This window comes from Desulfosporosinus burensis (genome assembly GCF_054657535.1).
Genome location: NZ_BAAHYN010000006.1, coordinates 352,090 through 372,124, shown reverse-complemented (window position 1 = coordinate 372,124; position 20,035 = coordinate 352,090). Strand labels below are relative to the sequence as shown.

Genomic DNA, 20,035 nt, shown 5'->3' with positions numbered 1-20,035 from the left:
TTTTTTCTTATCTGGTTGAGCAGTAAAGAGAATTAACTCCTTGCTTTTCTTTAGCTATATGCACACGCCATCTGAACACACTTTACTCGAATATCTCGCCTGATCTCATTGACCCGAGTATCTTCAGATGTTTCATCTAATCGTTTATTATACTGGTTGAATCGATCCAAGAGTTCTGACATGGAGCAGTAACGACCCCTAGCAGCAGCCAGGTCTTGGTTCATATAAGACTCTGTATCCAGAAAATCAGCGTCCACTAAACTTGAGTATAACATTCGTATCCACAGAGAAACATCTAGCCCTTTGTCGAATCTCCATGGCGGAATCGTTGGCTTTGCGGACCGTAGGTTATCAACAATGCCAGGATCAATGGTTTCCAGATCCTTCACTTGTGATTGCTGAAACTGAAGCGACGCTCGTCCAGCTCCCTCTGAACCCGACCAATTCGGCAGGCCGGCATGATGCCCAGCAATGCAGTATGCCAGCAATCTTCCAACACCTTTGCCGAACAAATCTTCTGCTAGTTTTGCCCCGTGAATAGCATGAGGTATTTTACCTCTTTTACCTTCTAAATGTGCTTCTTCATCGTACCCACTTTTCACTTGGAGATACTTCTGCCACACTATTCTTCCTTTACCTGCATCATGAGCCAATCCTGCCGCCTTACCCCAGTCTCCGGAGTGGAACTTAGCTGCATTAATTTCTGCTATCCTTGCTGTACCTTCTAAATGTGCTGATAGTTTGTGAGGGGAAGCCCAAGTGCCATCATCATTCTGGCGAACATGTGCAATAAGCTCATAATTCTTTTCCAACTTCAAACCACCTTCACTTCATTACAGTTTTGAAACACTGCACTACTGTGAGCCGTTAATTCATATCCAGGAAATTCTCATTACTATCGTTATAGTTAAACATTAACTCTTCGATTTCTCGCTTAATCTCCTCCCTCAACTCCTCCGGCTCCTGACAAATAGCATTGCTGCCCCAACTTAGAATCCATTTTTTTATTTCCCAGGTTCCCTCTACGCAAACAGTAAGGATAAGGCTATCTCCCTCTAGCTCTTCAATTCTCTGCGTAGGGTGCCAGATATTTTCTCTGATAAGCCTCGACACAGGTGGATTGAAGCGTACTTTTACGATTATTGGATCACCTTTACCCAAATTCCAACTATTCTTGAAGAAGTCTTCGAGAGAAAACTCTCTAGCAATTTGAAATTTCGTGTTTAATATCTCTAAACTCCATATCCGGTCAATACGAAAAATACGAATTTCCTCACGCAGGTGGCAATAACCTATAAGATACCAACAACCTTCACGAAACAACATGTGATAGGGATTTACTCTTCTAGCAGAAACAGTATGGCTAGAATATGAGTCATACTTTATCTCAACCGTTACCTGATCTAAAATCGCTTGATTTATTTGTGAAAAAATCTTTCCCCATGGGTAATAATCTTTAATCTGTTTAACTACAATACTGGTCCTAGGTTCCAAGCTTTGAAAAAATTTCTCATCCTTCTCACAAATCACTTGAGAAACCTTTTCTAAGGCTGATTTCAAATCGTTTGTATACGGAAATCCATGCTGTTCCAATAACACTTGGGAGGCTACAAATACTGCCAAAGCCTCCGCTCCCGTGAAAACCAATGGCTTTAAGTAATATGAGCCCCTAGAGGCAAACCCTCCGGCAGCTCCGGTTGATGAGGTAATGCTAAATCCCATTTTACGAAGGGTACAAATATCTCTTTGTATTGTCCGGGTGGTCCTCCCAAATATCTTAGCCAATTTACTTGCTTGAATTCCCGGAGATTTCTGAATCATATACACAAGATTTAATAACCTTTCCGTATGATTTAAATCGTCCATCTCAAACTCCATAAATTCCTCTTTCCTTCAACTTTACCCTAATATGTAATTTGTGGCAAAACTTAAACGACATCTGTTTGTCATAATAGATATATTTACAGAGAACTATTAATCGAGGGAAACTAAACAATTACATATCTTTACGACAGACGATTTTCCAAGCCAATAAATCGCCCTTTAAACCTTCCACATTTTTCCTAGATTTCCTGCTATGATCGTGGAAATAACCCAAAAAAAAACAAAAAGCCAGACCGTTCTTCTAACGATCTGGTGGGTACTTTTACCGGGAAGCCAATACTCCAAAAATCACCAACAATAAGATATTACATATTAAATCTCAACTTTCGCAGCTCCAATCAGTAAGATAAACCCTGATATAGGCCGGTAGGGCCATAATCCATTGTTGGAGTTGACTTGATTAATTTGGATAATTTCTTTCCAGCCTTCCCGGAAACCTCATTAAGAATATCCAATAGCTGCTATAGTGCAACCGCCCAATCCTGTTCGCTAACCTCATCACACAATACCGAGAATAGTCCTCCCAACGTACGATCATCGGTGTTTTGTCAACCATTCCGATGAATCCAAGCCACGTTGAGTAATCTTAACACCAAGGCTCTAATTAACTTTCGCTCTGCGAAAGTTGAGTTTTAATAAATGTATTTTCGTTCAGCTCCTTAAAAGCTAAATCCAGCTCTTCCTTAGTATTCATTACGATCGGGCCTCTCCATGCAATCGGCTCTTTAAGGGGTTTTCCTGATAGGAGTAAAAATCTAATCCCTCTATTAGATGCATTTACCCAAAATCTATCGCCAGCGTTAAATAGAACCGCATGTTTTTCTGATATCAACTCTTTGCTATCAGGATCAAACACGCCTTCGCCTTTGAGAATATAAATAAATAATGTGGAATCCTTCTCACTATTAAAGGACCATTCACTCCCTGCGGCAACCTCAACATCCAGGTAAGTGGCTTTGACATAGTTGCCTTCAAAGGCACCCTGTGTACCATTATACTTCCCTGCTATTACATGTACTTTATTCCCATTTTCATTAATTATGGGAATGTTTTCCCTTTTGATATCCCCATACTTTTGTGCGACCATTTTATTCTTTGCAGGCAGGTTGAGCCAAAGCTGAACTCCCAGCATCCTGTCACATGCTTTTGGCATTTCTTGATGAATTATCCCGGATCCGGCTGTCATCCATTGACAATCGCCATCCTGGATACTGCCTTTGTTCTCCAGACTATCACCGTGCTCAATATCTCCTTTTACAAGATATGTTATCGTTTCAATCCCTCTATGAGGATGCCAGGGAAAGACGAATACATTCCATACTTTAGGATCTCCATATACTCGTTATACTCTTCCATCAACTTATCGTAGTTCTGTAACAAATCTTGCTCCTTTCCCTGATAGTTCTTCATGTATTTATCTCCCAGGGCCTCAAGAAAGAGCATCAAGATTTCAATCGCCTTAGAAGGGTTTACCCCGCTTCGAAACTTGGAATAATCAATCTCCTGAAAGAACGCAGGCATGTACTCACTTGAAAGTTGGCTATACCTTCTCTCAACCTCCGAGCGAATGTCCTCTTGAGAATTTCCCAGAGCTTCCATCATTATCTTGCTAATTTCTGGGTTAGCATGAGTCAACTTAAGCTTGATAACACTCAGTTCGCTCAACCTTTGAAAGATATCCCCTGTTTCTGTCAAAGGGTATTTATTATACTCTTCAACGATAGTTCGGATGCAATAATCCACGACATAAAGAAATAACCCTCGCTTGTTCTTAAAATAATGGAACAGAATTCCCTTGGAAATACCAGCCTCCCTTACAATCGTGTTAGTTGAGGCCTTCTCATATCCTTTTTCAGCAAACTCCTTGATACAGGCATCCAAAATGGTTTTCCTTTTTTCTTCACTCAGATTTTCAAAATTAGAGTACACATTTCCTCTCTCCTTATAGACTCCGCTGCGAAGAGAGTTACGTGCCAAAGGACGAAATACTCATTTGCTTGATTGTTATAATGAGATATTCGACAAATTCAGGGAAGTACCAGTCCACTTTTGGAGGAAAAGAGGACCCCCGAAGAATTGACTTCGGAGGCCTTTTCTAACCCGAGCACGTTAAATCCTTCTGACCTCAATATTTGCTCGCCGCACTGTCTGTTCCGACCCTTTATTCTCTGTGTAATATGGGCCGCCGCGACTTTTTCGTCCGGGCACACCACGGTTCGTTACCTCCCCGTGTTCCGAATAAGCTAGTCACCCGAATCTGGTCAATTGCTGACAGGAGACTTTCACTCCATTAGATTCTCAGTCTTGACGGCTGCTCCCCCGTGTTCGTTCAAGATATACCCGTTTCAATTTAACTTTGTAATGATAAAGACTAGAATGTGCGAAAATTGCACTTTTCACTGTCGTCGATCACCAAGGATTTTTACTGTACTGTACATCGACGACAAACCGTTAATAGTAAAGCTCCTACAATACTGGGTTTGTATAGGTGCAGAACATCTACTTTTCAGAATCACTTAAGCAGAAACACAATCTTAGTCAAAAGCTGCTCTCAGGTACTTCCATAGGTGAATTATAATAAAACTCATAAACACGCCTGTAGGCAGACGTCCATTGTCGTTCATGGGCATAGCAAGATAGAATCTGTGTGAGGATCCTCTAACTATGTCTTGGGGCGAAAATTTTTTCAATACACATATGCCATGTATATTAACATTAAATACTCTAAGATTATTTGCCTATCAATTGACTCTCGACATTATAAATAATCTCACAATCACAAGTCCCGCCATTTTTTTTGAATACTTCTATTGTTTCATTAATTTTCCCCCGGCTAAACTGCATCTGAGTAAGAATTTGGTTGCTCAAGCGGAGGGTATGGTCACATGTTAATCCTGAGAGTTTCTCATTCAACCGATAAAAAAACATTCTATGGAAAAGTAGGCTCAATAGATCAGAGTCCTTGTTTAAACTTGCCTTCTCATTGTTAAAAAGAGAGTCATACTCTAGATTTACGGTTTGTAACCCAGAGACAAGTCTTCGATTAACCTCTTCTCTAATTAATTTTCGGTCTTTTATAACCTCTATTTCAGGGGTTTGTTGTTCTCTGAGTTCTCTCCGTTTTTCTATATTAGCCGTTCTTTTACTATTACCTAGTGTCATAAAGTTGCCTCCCGATTCTGTTTGAACCATAGTAAATGCTCTACCCATATTGTAACCGCTCTACTCTCTATGTAAACTAAATTCATCATAACCTTAAATCCTGCCCATGATCCTTAAACCATTTTTTCCAATGCGCGTATTCCGGCATAAAAGTTGCTACCCTCAGCCAGAACTGCTCGGAATGGTTGAGATGCGTCAAGTGCGCGAGTTCATGAATAATAATATAATCAATTGCTGCATCCGGGGCCATAATGATTCGCCAATTTAAATTTACGTTGCTTTTACTTGAACAGCTCCCCCAGCTTGTCTTCTGGTCCTTCAGTCGAAAGGTCTGAAAGCTAACCTGCATTCTCTCCGCTTGCTTTTCAAGCTTGTCCTGTAGCACCCTGCGCGCTTGCGCTTTATACCATGATAAGAGCGCCTTCTGGACATGTGGCGCACAGTCCTTATCCTCTAAGTCCTGGGGTAAATTAACCTCAAGTTCTTGACCTTCCAAATAAACTCGGATCCTTTGGCGCGGATGTCTTATAATTTTCAGTTCAACGGTCTTCCCCCGATACAGGAAGTGTTCTCCATCGCTATACCTCGCTGGGCGTTTCAGCATAGCTTTCTTCGCTAACCAATGCTTTAAAATCCACGCCTGCTTAGCGAGTAATAATTCTTGTAGTTGCTTGACAGATACATTCTTTGGTGCAGAAATACGAAGGCGATCTTCAAGGATACTCAGAGTAATTCTTCGATAACGTGCGCTCCGTCGTTCTTCATAAGGTATCGTTTGATCCTTAATACTCAATTGGTCCATTTAAGGGTCATCCTACCTCTCCGCTTAAAAGCATTCCTCCAATTCCAGCCATAACTCACAGGTTCCCTGAAATAATGGTGAAATCGTGTCTATTATAGACAATTATACACCATTGCGTATAGTTTTTTCTTTCTAATTTAGTTGACGTTTACGTAAACTTGTGTCAGAATATTCTTATATTACTAATATAATGAATTAAATTTATGGCTGAAAAGGAGAGAAAAGATATGGATACACTGTGGCGCGTCATCGAAAGAAACGCGAGGAGCTTTCCTGAACAAACAGCATTACGTTATCCACCTCAAGACCTGACATTAACATGGAAAACCCTACACTCTGAGACCCTATGGCTAGCGTCCTATATTCAATCCCTCGGGGTAAGTGCTGATAAAATAGCTCTACTTTCCCCCAATAGGCCCGAGTTCATCTTGGGATTTCTCGCCACTATGGCGATCAAAGGAGTAGCCGTCCCTGTAAATGTTCGTCTAACAAGTCGAGAAATCTCAGACATCCTCACGAGTGCAGGAATTGGCGTGTTACTCTATGAGGAGAGCATGAACGGTATAGCCCTTGAAATGGAACAATTGGGATTCACCATCATTAACATAAGTGCTGCATTACATATTCAGAGGAACCCCGAGCAAGTCCTTCATTCTGAAGTAGCTGCTACGAATGAACCTTATTCACCTGATCTAGAAGGATCTGAACTAGCAGAAGTCCTATATACCTCAGGTACAACTGGACAACCCAAAGGAGTAATGCTCTCTCATCAAGCCATTCTGTCCGCGGCCAAAATAATGGCCTATGAAGCAGGGATTTACGCTGGGGACAATTGCCTGATTCTCATGCCCTTGACACATTCGGCACCTCTTAATCTCTTTCTGTGGGGTGCATTCTGGTCAGGTGCCTCGATTACCCTTGGGGACTTTACTCCTCAGAATCTCCTCGATTACGCTGCAAAGGAAAAAACCACGCACTTTTTTGGAGCACCCGTCGTTTATCAACTTATCTCTAGGATGCCCAATCTTCAAGATTGGGATCTCTCTAGCATGAAAGTATGGGTCTATGGTGGAGCATCTGTCGGAGCGGAGCAGATTATTCATTGGCAGACAAAGCTGACCGGGAAATGGATGGGTGTCTACGGTTTGACCGAAGCTGGCCCCAACGGTACTGCTCTCCGACCTCAGGAACATGGAGTAAAAACGGGGAGTATTGGACGACGGGGCACGACCAATACAGAAATCCGAGTAGTGCGCACTGACGGTTCCGATACAGATCCCGATGAGGCTGGGGAAATCATTATTCGCTCGGAAAGTCTCATGAGTGGATACCTCAATAATCTGTCTGCCACAGCGGAAGTTCTTCGCTCAGGTTGGCTATATACAGGAGATATTGCCCGCCGAGATAAAGATGGGTATATCTGGGTCATGGATCGTAAGAAGGATATGATTATTACTGGTGGAGTTAACGTCTATCCCAAAGAAATCGAAGACGTCTTGAGCACTCATCCCAACATATTAGATTTAGCTGTAATTGGTGTCCCCCATTCAGACTGGGGGGAAACAATTTTGGTCATGCTGGTTACGCGTCCTGAAGAAAATCTTACACTCGATGATATTAGAGATTTTTGTCAGGATAAACTTGCCGACTATAAGATTCCTCGCTCTCTAAGTATTGTCGATGCTTTACCTCGCAACGCTTCCGGAAAAATACTCAAGCATGTTCTTAGGGCGGAACACCGACCCATCAACGTTTAAAGGAAAACAGAGGGAAAACAGAGGGACAGGTGCGATGTTTCGAAACAAAGCACCTGTCCCCTTTTTTTTGCCTTTTTACTAGTGAGTGTCTAGCCTGAATGTTCTGCTTTGTTCATCTAGGGCGATAACTTCTTGCTGGAATTTTAGTATTTTGGTGTTGATCGACTCGATTTGCTGGCTACTCAGCTTGAAGTCTCTGGAAATTCAACTAGTTGCTTCATTTTAATCAGCTTGTCCTCAATTTGGTCTAACATTTCGATTCGGTACTTAACCCATTCTAGTTTCTCATTCATGTAGTCTTCATCGCTCACTGTTAGCACCTCAGTATTAATAAATATCTAAACAACTTCTTGACATTTAAACCCTTTATTAAACCTATTAGCTTGTTGCACTATTAGTATATAATTGTATAACCTTGATAATAATGGTAGTATTCATTAGTTCAATCAGTACGAAGAAAGTTCGAATTATGAATTACCAAATATGAAAGCTAGTTATAGGGGGACAAATGTTACTTCTAAGGATCTCACAAAGTATCTCAAACTTCAAATCCAAAAATAGGTTAGTAAATCTTAGCTTAATAAGTTGTCTACCGTTGTTGATGCTATTTGCCTTAGAGACAGTTTATAGAGGGAATCTCTTAAGTACCTGCTCTTGGATTAGAAATTACCCAAAACAATTCTTACTAAGCTGTGTTTTAATGTTTGGATTTATCAACTCTTTCTACATATTACAACGCAAGATCTATATTGCTATCGGAGTCTTATTCTTATCTTTTTTCTCTATCATGGGCCTTATGAGCCGACAGAAATTAATTTTAAGAGGAGAGCCCCTTCTGCCCTGGGATTTTATCCTCGCCAAAGAAGCCCTCAATATGTCTAAAGAATTTAGTGGTACTATCCAAGTCATTCCCCTCTTGTGTATTAGTGTTATTACAATCGTTCTTTTGGTTTCAGTTAAATTCGTTCCTAAAGAAAAGTTTAATTGGCGGAAAAAACTTGCCGCTTCTCTGATATCCGTTGCACTGCTTTTTTCCTTTTATACAGAAGTCATATCCCTTGAAAAGACCTTTTCACTTCAGCTAATTTCCTGGAGTCAAAAATTAAACTACGAGGAAAATGGCGTACTACTAGGCTTTATTCTCAATACAACCTATCTATCGGTTGATAAACCGGAGAATTACGAAAAGGAACTCATTAAAGAGATAATGAATGATACAACGCCGGCTTCTGCAGTTGACCCCAACTTCAAGCCAAACATTATCTTCGTAATGAGTGAAGCCTTTTGGGATCCCACTTTGTTAAAGGAAATCTCATTTAGCGCGGACCCCATTCCCTATTTTCGTTCTCTCCAAAAAAGTCAAACCAGTGGAGTGATGCTTTCCCCAGTTTATGGTGGAGGCACAGCTAACACTGAATTCGAAGTATTAACGGGCTTGTCGATTCAATTCTTTCCCCAAGGCTTAGTTCCTTATGTTGAATATGCTCGTAAACCTATAGAAGCCTTACCTACTATCTTAAAAAAACAAGGGTATGAGACGACAGCCATTCACACCTATGACAACTGGTTTTACGGCCGAAACAATGTCTATCAAAATTTCGACTTTGATAAGTTTATTAGCAAAGAATTTTTTCATAACCCTGAATACAGCGGCCAATATATTCGCGATACTGAACTTTCCAAGAGAATTCTCGAAGAATTGAAGAAAACAGATAAACCTGATTTTATTTATGCTATATCCATGCAGGGCCACGGACCTTACTCTGCAGAAGAAAATCCTGATAATTCAATTAGAATAAGCGGTAATTTGAGTCCAGAGTCTCAAGCCATTTTAGAAAATTACACAAATATTGTTTCTGATGTTGATCAATCACTCAAACTATTAATTAAAGGGTTAGAGCAGTCGAGCGAACCCTCCATCGTGGTGTTCTTTGGGGACCATTTACCTATGCTCGGGAAAAGCTTTGAGGTTTATAAACAAGCAAACTTCTTCCAAAACGAAAGCAACTACCAAGATTATCTAAAGATGCATAGTGTTCCCTTTATCGTCTGGGATAACTTTTCAGACAACAAGGAGAAGCTTCGTTTATCCTCTAACTTTCTGAGTTCATATATTTTAGAACGTGCTAAGAAATCTGGAAGTCCTACGACCGACTTCCTTCATACCCTTATCCAAAATGGTTCCAATGTCGTGATCAGCGAGCAGCATTTACCGAGGGAGGACATCTCTCAGCAAGAAATCAGTCAGTACCAACTGCTTCAGTATGATATTCTTTTTGGCAATGAATACGCTTACCACTTAAAACCGGACCACAAGCCGCAAGCAAACAGTAATTATGTTTTAGGAGACGGGCAAGCACTCATTGTCAAGGCTACCCCTCCCCATACGTCAGTTATTGAAATACAAGGGGAAAATTTCTTGCATGATCATAAAGTTTATGTCAACGGACAACTCGTTAAGACCGATTTTGAAAACCCGACCTATTTGACTGCCAGTCTTCCTAAGCTCTTAAATAGTAAATCTGGTGTTCTAGATATTCAGCTTAAGTTAACGGATAGCATGGGAAATGTAATCTCTGAATCAAATACTTATAAACTGGAGTCCTCCTAATCATAGAAACTTTCACTTAACCTCTTCTATTAAAGCCTTAAAGCCCGGCAAGGCATTCTCAATTGTTTTATAAGCGACACAATAGGCAATTCGAACATAACCTGGACATCCAAAGGCAGTGCCGGGAACAATGAGTATATTTTTCTTATTAGCCAAGTTACAGAATTCAACATCATTCTCAATCGGACTCTTAACAAACATATAGAATGCACCTTCGGGTTTAATACAATGGTAGCCGTAGGATGAGAGTCCTTTATACAGAAGCTCACGATTCCTGTTATAGGTCTCAATATCTACCTTTGCATCTAAGCACTTAGCAACAACGCGCTGGAATAACGACGGAGCATTGACGTAACCTAAAATTCGATTAGCAATATTTGCTGCTGAAAGGATATTTTCATAATCGGCAGCCTGATCTGAAATCACTAAATAACCGATTCTTTCGCCGGGTAAGGATAGGGATTTGCTGAAAGAATACCCGATTATCGTGTTGGCATAATACTTCGAAAGATATGGCACTTGAGCATTATCATAAGCAAGTTCGCGATAGGGTTCATCGGCAACGAGATAAATATCGGTTTCAAATTCCTTTTGCTTCTCCACCAGTATTTCAGAGAGCGTGATTATGGTTTTTTCTGAATAGATAACACCGGTGGGATTATTGGGGGAATTGATGATTACCGCTTTAGTTTTAGGGGTAATCTTCTCTTTGAATTCTTCAAGATTGGGTTGGAAATCAACCGTATTAGGGGAGACTATTACTAATTCGCCTTCATGGTTTTTCACATAGTTCCTGTATTCTCCAAAAAAAGGTGCAAAAGTGATAACTTCATCCTGTGGGTTCAGTAAGGTTTTGAAAATAACATTTAACCCGCCTGCTGCACCAACGGTCATCAGAATGTTATTATGTGTAAAAGTGGTACCGAATTTATCATTAATAGATTTTGCAATGGTAGCTCTTACTTCTTCATAACCTGAGTTATTCATATAACCGTGAATGCTCATAAGACTATCAGTCTTTAAAATTTCTAAAATAGCCTCATTTACTTCATCAGGTGGTTCAAGATTGGGGTTTCCAAGGCTGAAGTCAAAGACATTTTCCACACCGTGAATTTCTGCCAGGCGTTTTCCTTCCTCAAACATGGCTCGAATAACAGAACTGTTTTTTATTTGCTCTTGCATTTTAATTGATATCATAACGTCCAACCTTTCTTCGCTAACTTTATAATTGCCTAGTCTAACTCTTGAGTCATGAATGCTAGGCTTCCTTTCATGTCGTTTCGGATAGATTACAAATTGTCTATCCTTTGAATTCAACATGTTTCCTAAATATTCCTGCCTAATTACAAGAATTATATAATATACAAAAACCAGAGCGTTAAGAAAAAAAACGTTCTGGTTTTAATTTTTAGTCAATTGAACTCACAAAACGATTTAACCTTGATCATTAGCTCTTTTGCTTACATTCTCGTCTTAATTCTTTCAATCGCCTGAAGTGTATTTTCACGAGTTCCAAAAGCGGTTAAACGGAAATAGCCTTCTCCATTCGCACCAAAGCCAGCTCCCGGTGTGCCTATCACATGTGCATCCTTCATCAATTTATCGAAAAAGTCCCAAGAACCCATATTTTTCGGGGTCTTCATCCAGATATAGGGCGCATTGATTCCACCGAATACTGTATAGCCAGCCTCTTGTAAGCCCTCACGGATAACTCGGGCATTTTCCATGTAGTAATCAATGGTTTCCTCGATTTGCTGTTTTCCTTCTTCAGAGAATACCGCGACTGCTCCGGCTTGTACAGGATAAGACGCTCCATTAAATTTTGTGGTCTGTCTTCTCAGCCATAGCGAGTTAAGGCTATGTGCTTCACCTTTAGAATCATAGACCATGACTTCCTTCGGAACAATCGTATAGGCACAACGGGTTCCTGTAAAGCCTGCCGTCTTGGAGAAACTTCGGAACTCCACTGCCACTTCTCGGGCACCTTCAATCTCAAAAATGCTGTGCGGAACACCCTCTTCCCGGATAAATGCTTCATAAGCCGCATCGAATAAAAGGATTGAGCGGTTTTCTCGGGCATAATCCACCCATTGCTTCAGTTCCTCTTTAGAAAGTGTCATCCCGGTCGGATTATTCGGAAAGCAGAGATAGATCATATCGACGCGTGTCTCAGGAAGAGAAGGCTTCATACCATTTTCCTCTGTGCACGGAAGATACACGATACTTTCGTACTGGCTCTTTTCACTATTAAAATTCCCGGTCCGACCTGCCATGACATTGCTATCGACATAAACCGGATAAACTGGATCCGTAACTGCCATAATGTTATTAACTCCGAAAAGCTCCTGGAAATTTGCCGTATCACTTTTCGCTCCATCGCTTACAAAGACTTCATCGACAGAGAGTTCCACTCCTCGAGGGGTAAAATCATGTTCGATAATCTTTTCAATCAGAAACTGATAGCCTTGCTCCGGACCGTAACCACGAAAGGTTTTCGAATTCGCCATCTCATCGACACCTTTATGCATCGCCTCGATGACTGCGGGTGGCAGGGGACGCGTTACATCTCCGATTCCGAGTCGGATAATATCAGCCTCCGGATTATTTGCTTTAAATTCGTTAACTCTACGGGCTATTTCAGAAAAAAGATAGCTCCCTGGTAATCTAAGATAGTTCTCGTTCACAAGTGCCATATGTATTCAAACTCCTTCATTTTATACACTTTTATATATTACTAAATTATATTTATTAGTTGAAGACTTTGCAACTCTGTTGGCTAAGTATACATTAAAATGATCCTTAAGCAATTTTCACCTATACCTACCACCTACACCTACATCTACGCATACTCAATCTATTTCTATACATTTTGCTAACAGAGTTTACCGTCAATTACCCCCTAGGCATTCAATTCCTTCAACTCTTTAAATGATTCCTATTAGTATAGTACCCAATTATAGTTTAATTCCTCTGATTCTTTAATGATAATCTGATATCATAGCCCGTAGGTTTCTGGAAGACTCTAAGCCCAAATTGCGGGACTACAGCCAACATATGATCAAAAATATCTAATAGAATGGTTTCATAATTGACCCATTCTGTATCACTTGTAAATACATAAAGTTCAAGTGGTAAACCATCTTCTCCAGAGGCAATTGTCTCACCATTTGAATCATTAATATTGTTTTCGAGATTATATTGAGTTATTTCACGTTTTTTATTTCTAATGTAGTCTGATAGATAATGAATTTGCGGGAAGCTACTTGACGATGAGGACGGGGCAGGGCGAATGTTTGATCACCGATTGGCTAACGCTGCCTAATAATAAGCCAGCTAACTGTCCGCAGCCTCTGCTACCCATCACAATAAGATTCGCTTTTTCTTCTGCTGCGACTGTAACGATCAAACTAGCAGGATTGCCAGTAGCACTTCTTTTGCTGATTGAATTGGGCTGGATACCCATATCCGTCAACATAGCATTCAAGATGTCCTCAGCATCTAACTTATTGAATGGGATGTAATGACTTCCTTGATCTATTGCTCCGTGGTAAAGCACGATCATTTCCTTGACATATAGTACGGTAAGCTTGGCACCCGTGTTTTGAGCTAACTCTAAAGCTAGGGTCAAGGCACGTCTGGAAGGAGTAGAAGCATCCACGGGTACCACAATTTTCTTATTATTCATAATTATTTCTATCTAACCCACAGATTCATATCTTCATAAGAACCAGCAATATGGCAATTGTTAATCAGGCGGCCTTGATATCTGTAGCCAAGTTTGTGAAATACTCTATTCATTCCGTAGGACTGAGCTCGTGCCAGAGTATATACGTTGAATGAACCCTTCTTTTGAACTTCATGCTCTAACATCCACAGCAAACGCTCGGATAGTGAATGCCCCCGATATTCCTCTATAGTTGCACAATCCGTCATTTCGCATCGGTTAAGACTTTGGTTTGGATAAGCAGCTGCCACACTAATCAGCTTTGCTTGTGAGAATGCTCCTGCAAAAATATTTCCCTGTTCCATTAAGGAGCAGATATATTGTGGATCTTCCACTGGGGAGGGATAACTTGTAAATATTTTAGTAAGCAGCTGGGATATTTGCTGGGCAAAGGATTCATTTAAGAGTTTTAACTCTATTCCATGAGGCAAGCTTCGCGCCTGATGGATCGGTTCCGTCCTGACAGAATGGATAATCTCATTCTCGGATTGCAATTTAAGGGAATGCCCTCTTCCCCCACTAACATAATAGGCAAGGCTAACCGCAAATTCCTCGTAGTTGTTCTGGAAGAGGGTGCCTTCGGTACGAAAGCCGCATCGTAGAAATTCAGGAACATCGGCTGGTAATGCCCAAAGCCATATTTTTTCCAGTTTCTTTTTTAAGGCTAAATAAATCAGATGTCGACCGAACAAAGTCGGTTTTGTTCCTTGTGGGTAGCCGTCGACGACCAGTCGTTTATTCTTCTCATCCACGGTTATGGGGCTTGAGTAACACACCGCGTTCATCGTGTTAAGCATTTGCTCTACCTCCGAAACTTCCGGAAACCTGCTTCCTTCGCTCCTGGCGCATATTTCCTTGAGGTATCAGACTAATCCGCTCACCCGTCAGCAATTTTCCAAGACCAATCTGGCGAGTTTTCAAGTTTGAACATGGATCTGAGCAGGTCTTACAGCGGCTTGTTGTATTTTCCGGTTCCTGATATACGCTGATGACTCCTTCATAATTACGCAGGATGACTTTATCCCTTGATTGCGAAATCAAATAGTTGGGCTGCAGGGGGATTTTACCGCCACCTCCCGGGGCATCGACAACAAAGGTAGGAACTGCAAACCCAGAGGTATGTCCCCTGAGCATTTCGATAATTTCTAACCCTGTACTGACCGATGTCCGGAAATGCTCAATGCCGCTCGATAAATCGCATTGGTACAAGTAGTAAGGTCTTACCCGACATTTCACCAATTCATGGAGCAGTTTTTTCATAATCACAGGACAATCATTGATCCCTTTAAGCAAAACCGATTGGTTCCCAAGTGGAATTCCAGCATTCGCCAGTTTGGTCAGGGCATTACGGGCTTCAATGGTAATCTCTTGAGGATGATTGAAATGGGTATTAATCCAGATTGGGTGGTATTTTTTCAGAACCTCGATGAGGTTATCTGTAATACGCATAGGAAGAACTACCGGGGTTCTTGTCCCGATCCGAATAATCTCAACGTGGGGGATCGAACGAAGACTGGACAGGATAAACTCTAAACGGTCATCAGAAAGGGTCAATGGATCTCCTCCTGATATCAGAACATCACGAATTTGTGGGTTGGAACGGATATATTCCAGGGCGCGCTTGAATCGATTCAGAGGTAAAGCTTGGTCAGTCTGTCCAGCCATTCTTCTTCTGGTACAATGTCTGCAATACATTGAGCATTGATCCGTTACTAGGAGTAGAACACGATCAGGATAGCGATGTGTCAGTCCTGGTACAGGTGAATCCCCTTCTTCGTGTAGCGGGTCTTCTAAGTCACATGAGGATTTAGTCAACTCATGAATTGAAGGAATTGCTTGTTTTCTGATCGGACACTCAACATCCTGGGGATCCATCAGGGAAAAGTAATAAGGCGTGACTGCCATGCGGAAGTTTACTAGACACTGCTGAATTTGTTCAGCTTCCTCTGAAGAAAGAGCTATAGATTCTACTAATCTCTCGTGGTTTGTAATGCGATTGGTCATTTGCCAATGCCAATCATGCCATTGTTCGTCACTTATATTAGGCCATAACCTTTGTCGTAGTTCATTCATTTTTCTACCTCCGTCTTTATTTGTTCATATTTTGTACAGAAAAACCTCGCCAAGGATAGCCGAGTGCCGAGTGTCCCTGTAGCCAAGACTCAAACATGGATGTTCGGGATTATAACACCGCACGAATGACAACTAACAACCTTTTTAATTATATTAAGTTGTTAGTTAGAAAATGTCAACCCCATGCTTCCCTCTTACAAATTTAGAAATTGACCTGAAGTTATAAAATATGGTATAGTTTGGAGAGTAACAACTTATATTATTATTATAAGTTGTTAGATTGAGTTTTGTTATAAACTTATTAAAGCATCATCGGAGGTGATCTTTTGCTTGTGTAAGGAGTGTAAAACTTTTTTTTGAAAAACTTTACAGTTTTAGAGGAGGTAGAAAAAGAAAATGAAAAAATTTAATATGCTAATTCTTGTTACCCTAACTTTGTTGGTAGCGACCGGCTGTGGTACATCAAAGAGTAATTCTGACCCAACTACAACAACCTTGGACCGGATTAAGGCCGACGGAAAGTTGACCTATGCTATGAGTGGTCAGTACCCACCCTTTAATTTTTTTAACGAGCAGAACGTGCTAACGGGATTCGATGTAGAAATAGGTCAGGAGATTGCCAAAAGAATAAACGTAAACCCAACCCCGATCGCAACTGAATGGGATGGGCTCATTGCTGGGTTAATTGCCAGCAAGTTTGATATGATCTTAGGGAGCATGGCGATTACGGACGATCGGTTGGAAAAAGTAAATTTTAGTACCCCTTATTACCGTTCAGGTGCCCAAGTTATTGTGCCCTCTGACTCGAACATCAGCGGAGGGGCTGATCTCAAAGGCAAAACGGTCGGGGTTGTTCTGGGCACAACATTCGAAACGAAAGCACGAGAATTGGGGGCAACCGTCAAGACGTATAAAGGTGACCCTGATGCCTTTAATGATATGGCCAACGGAAGACTGGATGCCGTGATTACTGATAAGATTGTCGGTTTAAATGCCATTAAAAAGAACAATTACCCTTATAAACTAGTGGGGGATTTGTTATATGCGGAGAAAATGGGTATCGCGATTCGCAAAGACAGTCCAAAATTGCTGGAGGCTGTGAACAGTGCTTTGGCTGAAATGATGGATGACGGAACCTATCAACAAATTAGCGAAAAATATTTCAGTGCAGATATCCGATAGCTTAAATCAACTCAGCAAAGGGGTGCAGCTCTGATCAGACTGGAGGTAAATTGCTTTGAATCTTGACTTTAGTATCATCCTTAAATATCTGCCTTATATGTTGCAGGGGGCAGGTTTAACCATAGAACTCGCAGTACTGGGAATTGCCTTTGGTATCCTCATAGGTCTGGTTACAGCTCTCCTGAAGATATCCCACACGCCACTGCGGTTTATCGCTCATTTTTACATTTGGCTGATTCGGGGAACCCCTTTGCTTGTTCAGCTATTTCTCATCTATTTCGGTCTACCACAGCTTGGCATCACATTGAGTGCTTTTTCATCTTCCGTACTGGGACTGGGAATCAACAGCGGGGCGTATCTCGCTGAGGTTTTTCGGGGGGGAATTGAAGCTATCCCGAAAGGGCAAACCGAAGCTTCTTCATCTCTAGGCATGGGGAAATTCTTGACTATGCGCAGGATTATTTTTCCCCAAGCTTTGCGGATAGCACTACCGTCATTAGGCAATCAATTCATCATCAGTTTGAAAGATTCATCTCTATGTTCGGTCATTACGATGTCGGAGCTCCTTCAAACCTCCCAGCGCTTTGCCAGTGTGACATTTGCCTCATTGGAATTCTACACCGCCGCCGCATTGCTCTATTTGCTGATGACCACAGTTTTATCAGCTGCTTTGCGGAGCCTTGAATGGCGATTATCTAAAGAAGATCGGACAAGGGGGGGTTGATAATGGAATTAATTAAAATAGAGGAAAAATCAATGATCAATGTTAATGGTCTAGTTAAAGACTTCGGCAAGAATCGAGTGATTGACGGGATCGATGCAACAGTGTCCGCAGGCGAAGTTGTTGTCCTGATCGGAGCGAGTGGTTCGGGAAAGAGCACTTTTCTGCGCTGTTTAAATGGACTGGAAACAATGACCGCGGGAGAAATCTTGATAGACAATGTACCTCTGGAAAGTAAATCAAGCAGTCTCAATCAGATTCGTCGTCAAGTGGGAATGGTGTTTCAGCAATTCAATCTCTTTCCTCACTTGACTGTATTAGAGAATATCATCGAAGCTCCCGTACATGTGCTTAAACAGAGAAAGGACGACGCAATCCAAGTCGCCCGAGAGTTGCTCTCCAAGGTTGGCCTTTTCGATAAACAAAACTGCTATCCTGGGACTCTATCTGGAGGACAGGGCCAGAGAGTAGCTATTGCTAGGGCGCTAGCTATGCATCCTAAGATAATGCTCTTTGATGAGCCAACCTCGGCACTTGATCCTGAGCTGGTTGGCGAAGTTCTCACTGTAATGAAACAGTTGGCAGAAGATGGTATGACAATGGTTGTTGTGACTCATGAAATGAGCTTTGCTAGGGAAGTTGCAGACAGGATAATCTTTATTGACGAAGGCCGGATTGTCGAAGAAGGCTCTCCAGTTCAGATTTTCAGTAACCCGCAAGAAAAACGAACCCAGACGTTCCTCAGTAGATTAACTCATTAATTGTTAGCAAAGAGTGACGACCAACAACATTAAAACACGAGTGTAAGAAAACGTTCTTCCTACACTCGTATTTTTTGATCAAACCTGAGACTCTCACTTCCCAAGTGGGAGTGAACTCCGTACAGGCACAAGCCTGTTACTTTAACGTTTTCTGAACTAAAAAATTGGCCGAAACTAAAACCATTAAGAAATTAGAAATAAACTTTGAATTACATAAACTTAATGAAGAATCATTTGCATTTATAACCTTTATTACAACATATCGGGTTGGTATATGCTATTAAATATAATTGTATAAAAATTTTTAATACTACCAACATTTAGTTCGTTCCTTAATAGGAAATATGTATTATGAACTATTAACTACTAACGGTTGTCATGGACTATCATGCTTTAGCTCTGCCTTAGTCCTAGAATTATACTGGTATATTAGGTGATATTTTGATATAATTCGTTGAAACCGTCTTCAACCTTGACCTTATCACTTGAAGGTGCAAGCTAACTTATGGACTGTTTGAAATAATCTTGCGCTTATGTTCTACATAATAGTTGGAGTTCACTTCTATAAAAGGCTGTCTTACTAATTTGCATGTCGCACTAATGGAATTGGTGTTAAATGATTATTGTTTTCTTTATTGATTTTTGGGTAAGTTAATTGTACCCAATTTAAAATGGATGGTAATAAACACAAAAAGACTTTTTAAAAAGTCCTCAGAACTCTACCTAAATATGTTCTTAATTACCATTTTTTAAAAAATAGGGGAGGTGCTTTTAGCGAACAGGTGTTTCTTATCATTATGTAGCCACTAACAATAAACGTATTATTACACTAGTGACCAAGAATAACAATAGATTGTGAGTTGTGGGCAAATATGCTTAGTTTTTTACTAACATTCATTTTGATGTTTATTTTTTGGTTTAGTTTATCCGGCCAAACAGCACCAATGTTCCTGATACTAGGGGTGGTTTCTTGTCTGCTGGTGGCCTACTGGTCCCACGATTTGTTAATAGGCAAGATGTATAAGGGACCAAACCTAAGGAGAATCATTCTACTCATAAAATATTTCCCTTGGTTAGTCTGGGAGGTTGTGATCGCTAACAAGCATCTCATATATCTTGTTCTGCATCCCAAGATGCCCATTGACCCTAGCATTGTAAGATTCAAACACACCTTAAAAACAGACGCATGCATTACTCTCCTAGCTAATTCAATTACCCTGACACCTGGAACCATTACCATTGATGTTGACCGTAATGAATATATCGTCCATGCTGTATCAAGGGAAACCGCCGAAGGTTTACTGTCCGGTTCGATGCAGGCGAAGATATACGAAATTGAAGACGGTGTAAGGAGGTGA

18 protein-coding genes are annotated in these 20,035 nt (G+C 40.9%); 6 read left to right on the top strand and 12 right to left on the bottom strand.

From position 1 onward, the window contains the following. Positions 1–50: 50 nt before the first annotated feature. From ACYQ3Q_RS13325 to ACYQ3Q_RS13300, 6 genes are all read right to left on the bottom strand, one after another. Entirely contained in the window at positions 51–812 is a 762-nt protein-coding gene (locus ACYQ3Q_RS13325) for a CRISPR-associated endonuclease Cas3'' (protein WP_459929020.1), read from the bottom strand. 55 nt (positions 813–867) lie between these two features. After that, a complete protein-coding gene (locus tag ACYQ3Q_RS13320) occupies positions 868–1,878 on the bottom strand; it encodes a helix-turn-helix transcriptional regulator (RefSeq protein WP_459929019.1) in 1,011 nt (336 codons plus the stop codon). 610 nt (positions 1,879–2,488) lie between these two features. Then, positions 2,489–3,130, bottom strand: coding sequence for a pirin family protein (locus ACYQ3Q_RS13315; protein ID WP_459929040.1), 642 nt, complete (start codon positions 3,128–3,130; stop codon positions 2,489–2,491). A 20-nt stretch (positions 3,131–3,150) separates the two neighbouring features. Next, positions 3,151–3,813 (bottom strand): TetR/AcrR family transcriptional regulator, encoded by a 663-nt coding sequence (locus ACYQ3Q_RS13310; RefSeq protein ID WP_459929018.1) that lies wholly within the window; start codon positions 3,811–3,813, stop codon positions 3,151–3,153. An 801-nt stretch (positions 3,814–4,614) separates the two neighbouring features. Continuing rightward, complete coding sequence (locus ACYQ3Q_RS13305) at positions 4,615–5,046, bottom strand: DUF2695 domain-containing protein (RefSeq protein WP_459929017.1); 432 nt, start codon at positions 5,044–5,046, stop codon at positions 4,615–4,617. Positions 5,047–5,131: 85 nt separating this feature from the next. Continuing rightward, complete coding sequence (locus ACYQ3Q_RS13300) at positions 5,132–5,848, bottom strand: M48 family metallopeptidase (protein WP_459929016.1); 717 nt, start codon at positions 5,846–5,848, stop codon at positions 5,132–5,134. A 227-nt stretch (positions 5,849–6,075) separates the two neighbouring features. Here ACYQ3Q_RS13300 and ACYQ3Q_RS13295 point away from each other — a divergent pair, with 227 nt between their 5' ends. Further along, positions 6,076–7,605 (top strand): class I adenylate-forming enzyme family protein, encoded by a 1,530-nt coding sequence (locus tag ACYQ3Q_RS13295; protein WP_459929015.1) that lies wholly within the window; start codon positions 6,076–6,078, stop codon positions 7,603–7,605. A 182-nt stretch (positions 7,606–7,787) separates the two neighbouring features. Here the strand turns inward: ACYQ3Q_RS13295 and ACYQ3Q_RS13290 are convergent, their stop codons facing one another. Further along, positions 7,788–7,916 carry a hypothetical protein gene (locus ACYQ3Q_RS13290; protein ID WP_459929014.1) on the bottom strand — a complete coding sequence of 43 codons (129 nt, stop codon included), beginning with the start codon at positions 7,914–7,916 and terminating at the stop codon, positions 7,788–7,790. Positions 7,917–8,401: 485 nt separating this feature from the next. Here ACYQ3Q_RS13290 and ACYQ3Q_RS13285 point away from each other — a divergent pair, with 485 nt between their 5' ends. Further along, positions 8,402–10,216 carry an LTA synthase family protein gene (locus ACYQ3Q_RS13285; RefSeq protein WP_459929013.1) on the top strand — a complete coding sequence of 605 codons (1,815 nt, stop codon included), beginning with the start codon at positions 8,402–8,404 and terminating at the stop codon, positions 10,214–10,216. Between the two features lie 12 nt (positions 10,217–10,228). On the opposite strand, the gene ACYQ3Q_RS13280 is transcribed toward ACYQ3Q_RS13285, so the two are convergent. From ACYQ3Q_RS13280 to kamA, 5 genes are all read right to left on the bottom strand, one after another. Then, on the bottom strand, positions 10,229–11,413 hold the full coding sequence (locus ACYQ3Q_RS13280; RefSeq protein WP_459929012.1) for a pyridoxal phosphate-dependent aminotransferase: 1,185 nt from the start codon (positions 11,411–11,413) through the stop codon (positions 10,229–10,231). 263 nt (positions 11,414–11,676) lie between these two features. Next, positions 11,677–12,909, bottom strand: a complete 1,233-nt coding sequence (locus ACYQ3Q_RS13275; RefSeq protein ID WP_459929011.1) for an LL-diaminopimelate aminotransferase — start codon at positions 12,907–12,909, stop codon at positions 11,677–11,679. A gap of 566 nt (positions 12,910–13,475) precedes the next feature. Next, positions 13,476–13,901, bottom strand: a complete 426-nt coding sequence (locus tag ACYQ3Q_RS13270) for a universal stress protein (RefSeq protein ID WP_459929010.1) — start codon at positions 13,899–13,901, stop codon at positions 13,476–13,478. Positions 13,902–13,909: 8 nt separating this feature from the next. Next, positions 13,910–14,737, bottom strand: a complete 828-nt coding sequence (ablB, locus tag ACYQ3Q_RS13265; protein ID WP_459929009.1) for a putative beta-lysine N-acetyltransferase — start codon at positions 14,735–14,737, stop codon at positions 13,910–13,912. Further along, positions 14,730–16,013: a lysine 2,3-aminomutase gene (gene kamA, locus ACYQ3Q_RS13260; RefSeq protein WP_459929008.1), complete on the bottom strand. Its 1,284-nt coding sequence runs from the start codon at positions 16,011–16,013 to the stop codon at positions 14,730–14,732. Before kamA ends, ablB begins: the two co-directional genes overlap by 8 nt. Positions 16,014–16,409: 396 nt before the next feature. On the opposite strand from kamA, the gene ACYQ3Q_RS13255 reads away from it, so the two are divergent. The 4 genes from ACYQ3Q_RS13255 to ACYQ3Q_RS13240 all read left to right on the top strand — a co-directional run bounded on the left by ACYQ3Q_RS13255 (position 16,410) and on the right by ACYQ3Q_RS13240 (position 20,035). Continuing rightward, positions 16,410–17,195 (top strand): ABC transporter substrate-binding protein, encoded by a 786-nt coding sequence (locus ACYQ3Q_RS13255; RefSeq protein ID WP_459929007.1) that lies wholly within the window; start codon positions 16,410–16,412, stop codon positions 17,193–17,195. Positions 17,196–17,250: 55 nt separating this feature from the next. Next, positions 17,251–17,919 (top strand): amino acid ABC transporter permease, encoded by a 669-nt coding sequence (locus ACYQ3Q_RS13250; RefSeq protein ID WP_459929006.1) that lies wholly within the window; start codon positions 17,251–17,253, stop codon positions 17,917–17,919. A 32-nt stretch (positions 17,920–17,951) separates the two neighbouring features. After that, the gene (locus ACYQ3Q_RS13245) at positions 17,952–18,677 is read left to right on the top strand and encodes an amino acid ABC transporter ATP-binding protein (RefSeq protein WP_459929039.1); all 726 of its coding nucleotides are present in this window, start codon (positions 17,952–17,954) and stop codon (positions 18,675–18,677) included. Positions 18,678–19,579: 902 nt separating this feature from the next. Then, positions 19,580–20,035: a Na+/H+ antiporter subunit E gene (locus tag ACYQ3Q_RS13240; RefSeq protein WP_459929005.1), complete on the top strand. Its 456-nt coding sequence runs from the start codon at positions 19,580–19,582 to the stop codon at positions 20,033–20,035.

Bases quoted from the DNA above. Each gene is read 5' to 3' on its own strand.
- ACYQ3Q_RS13255 (WP_459929007.1), top strand. From the start codon at position 16,410: ATGAAAAAATTTAATATGCTAATTCTTGTTACCCTAACTTTGTTGGTA.
- ACYQ3Q_RS13320 (WP_459929019.1), bottom strand. From the start codon at position 1,878: ATGGAGTTTGAGATGGACGATTTAAATCATACGGAAAGGTTATTAAAT.
- ACYQ3Q_RS13305 (WP_459929017.1), bottom strand. From the start codon at position 5,046: ATGACACTAGGTAATAGTAAAAGAACGGCTAATATAGAAAAACGGAGA.
- ACYQ3Q_RS13245 (WP_459929039.1), top strand. From the start codon at position 17,952: ATGATCAATGTTAATGGTCTAGTTAAAGACTTCGGCAAGAATCGAGTG.
- ablB (WP_459929009.1), bottom strand. From the start codon at position 14,737: ATGCTTAACACGATGAACGCGGTGTGTTACTCAAGCCCCATAACCGTG.
- ACYQ3Q_RS13285 (WP_459929013.1), top strand. From the start codon at position 8,402: ATGAGCCGACAGAAATTAATTTTAAGAGGAGAGCCCCTTCTGCCCTGG.
- ACYQ3Q_RS13270 (WP_459929010.1), bottom strand. From the start codon at position 13,901: ATGAATAATAAGAAAATTGTGGTACCCGTGGATGCTTCTACTCCTTCC.
- ACYQ3Q_RS13240 (WP_459929005.1), top strand. From the start codon at position 19,580: ATGTTTATTTTTTGGTTTAGTTTATCCGGCCAAACAGCACCAATGTTC.
- kamA (WP_459929008.1), bottom strand. From the start codon at position 16,013: ATGAATGAACTACGACAAAGGTTATGGCCTAATATAAGTGACGAACAA.
- ACYQ3Q_RS13300 (WP_459929016.1), bottom strand. From the start codon at position 5,848: ATGGACCAATTGAGTATTAAGGATCAAACGATACCTTATGAAGAACGA.
- ACYQ3Q_RS13280 (WP_459929012.1), bottom strand. From the start codon at position 11,413: ATGATATCAATTAAAATGCAAGAGCAAATAAAAAACAGTTCTGTTATT.
- ACYQ3Q_RS13275 (WP_459929011.1), bottom strand. From the start codon at position 12,909: ATGGCACTTGTGAACGAGAACTATCTTAGATTACCAGGGAGCTATCTT.
- ACYQ3Q_RS13295 (WP_459929015.1), top strand. From the start codon at position 6,076: ATGGATACACTGTGGCGCGTCATCGAAAGAAACGCGAGGAGCTTTCCT.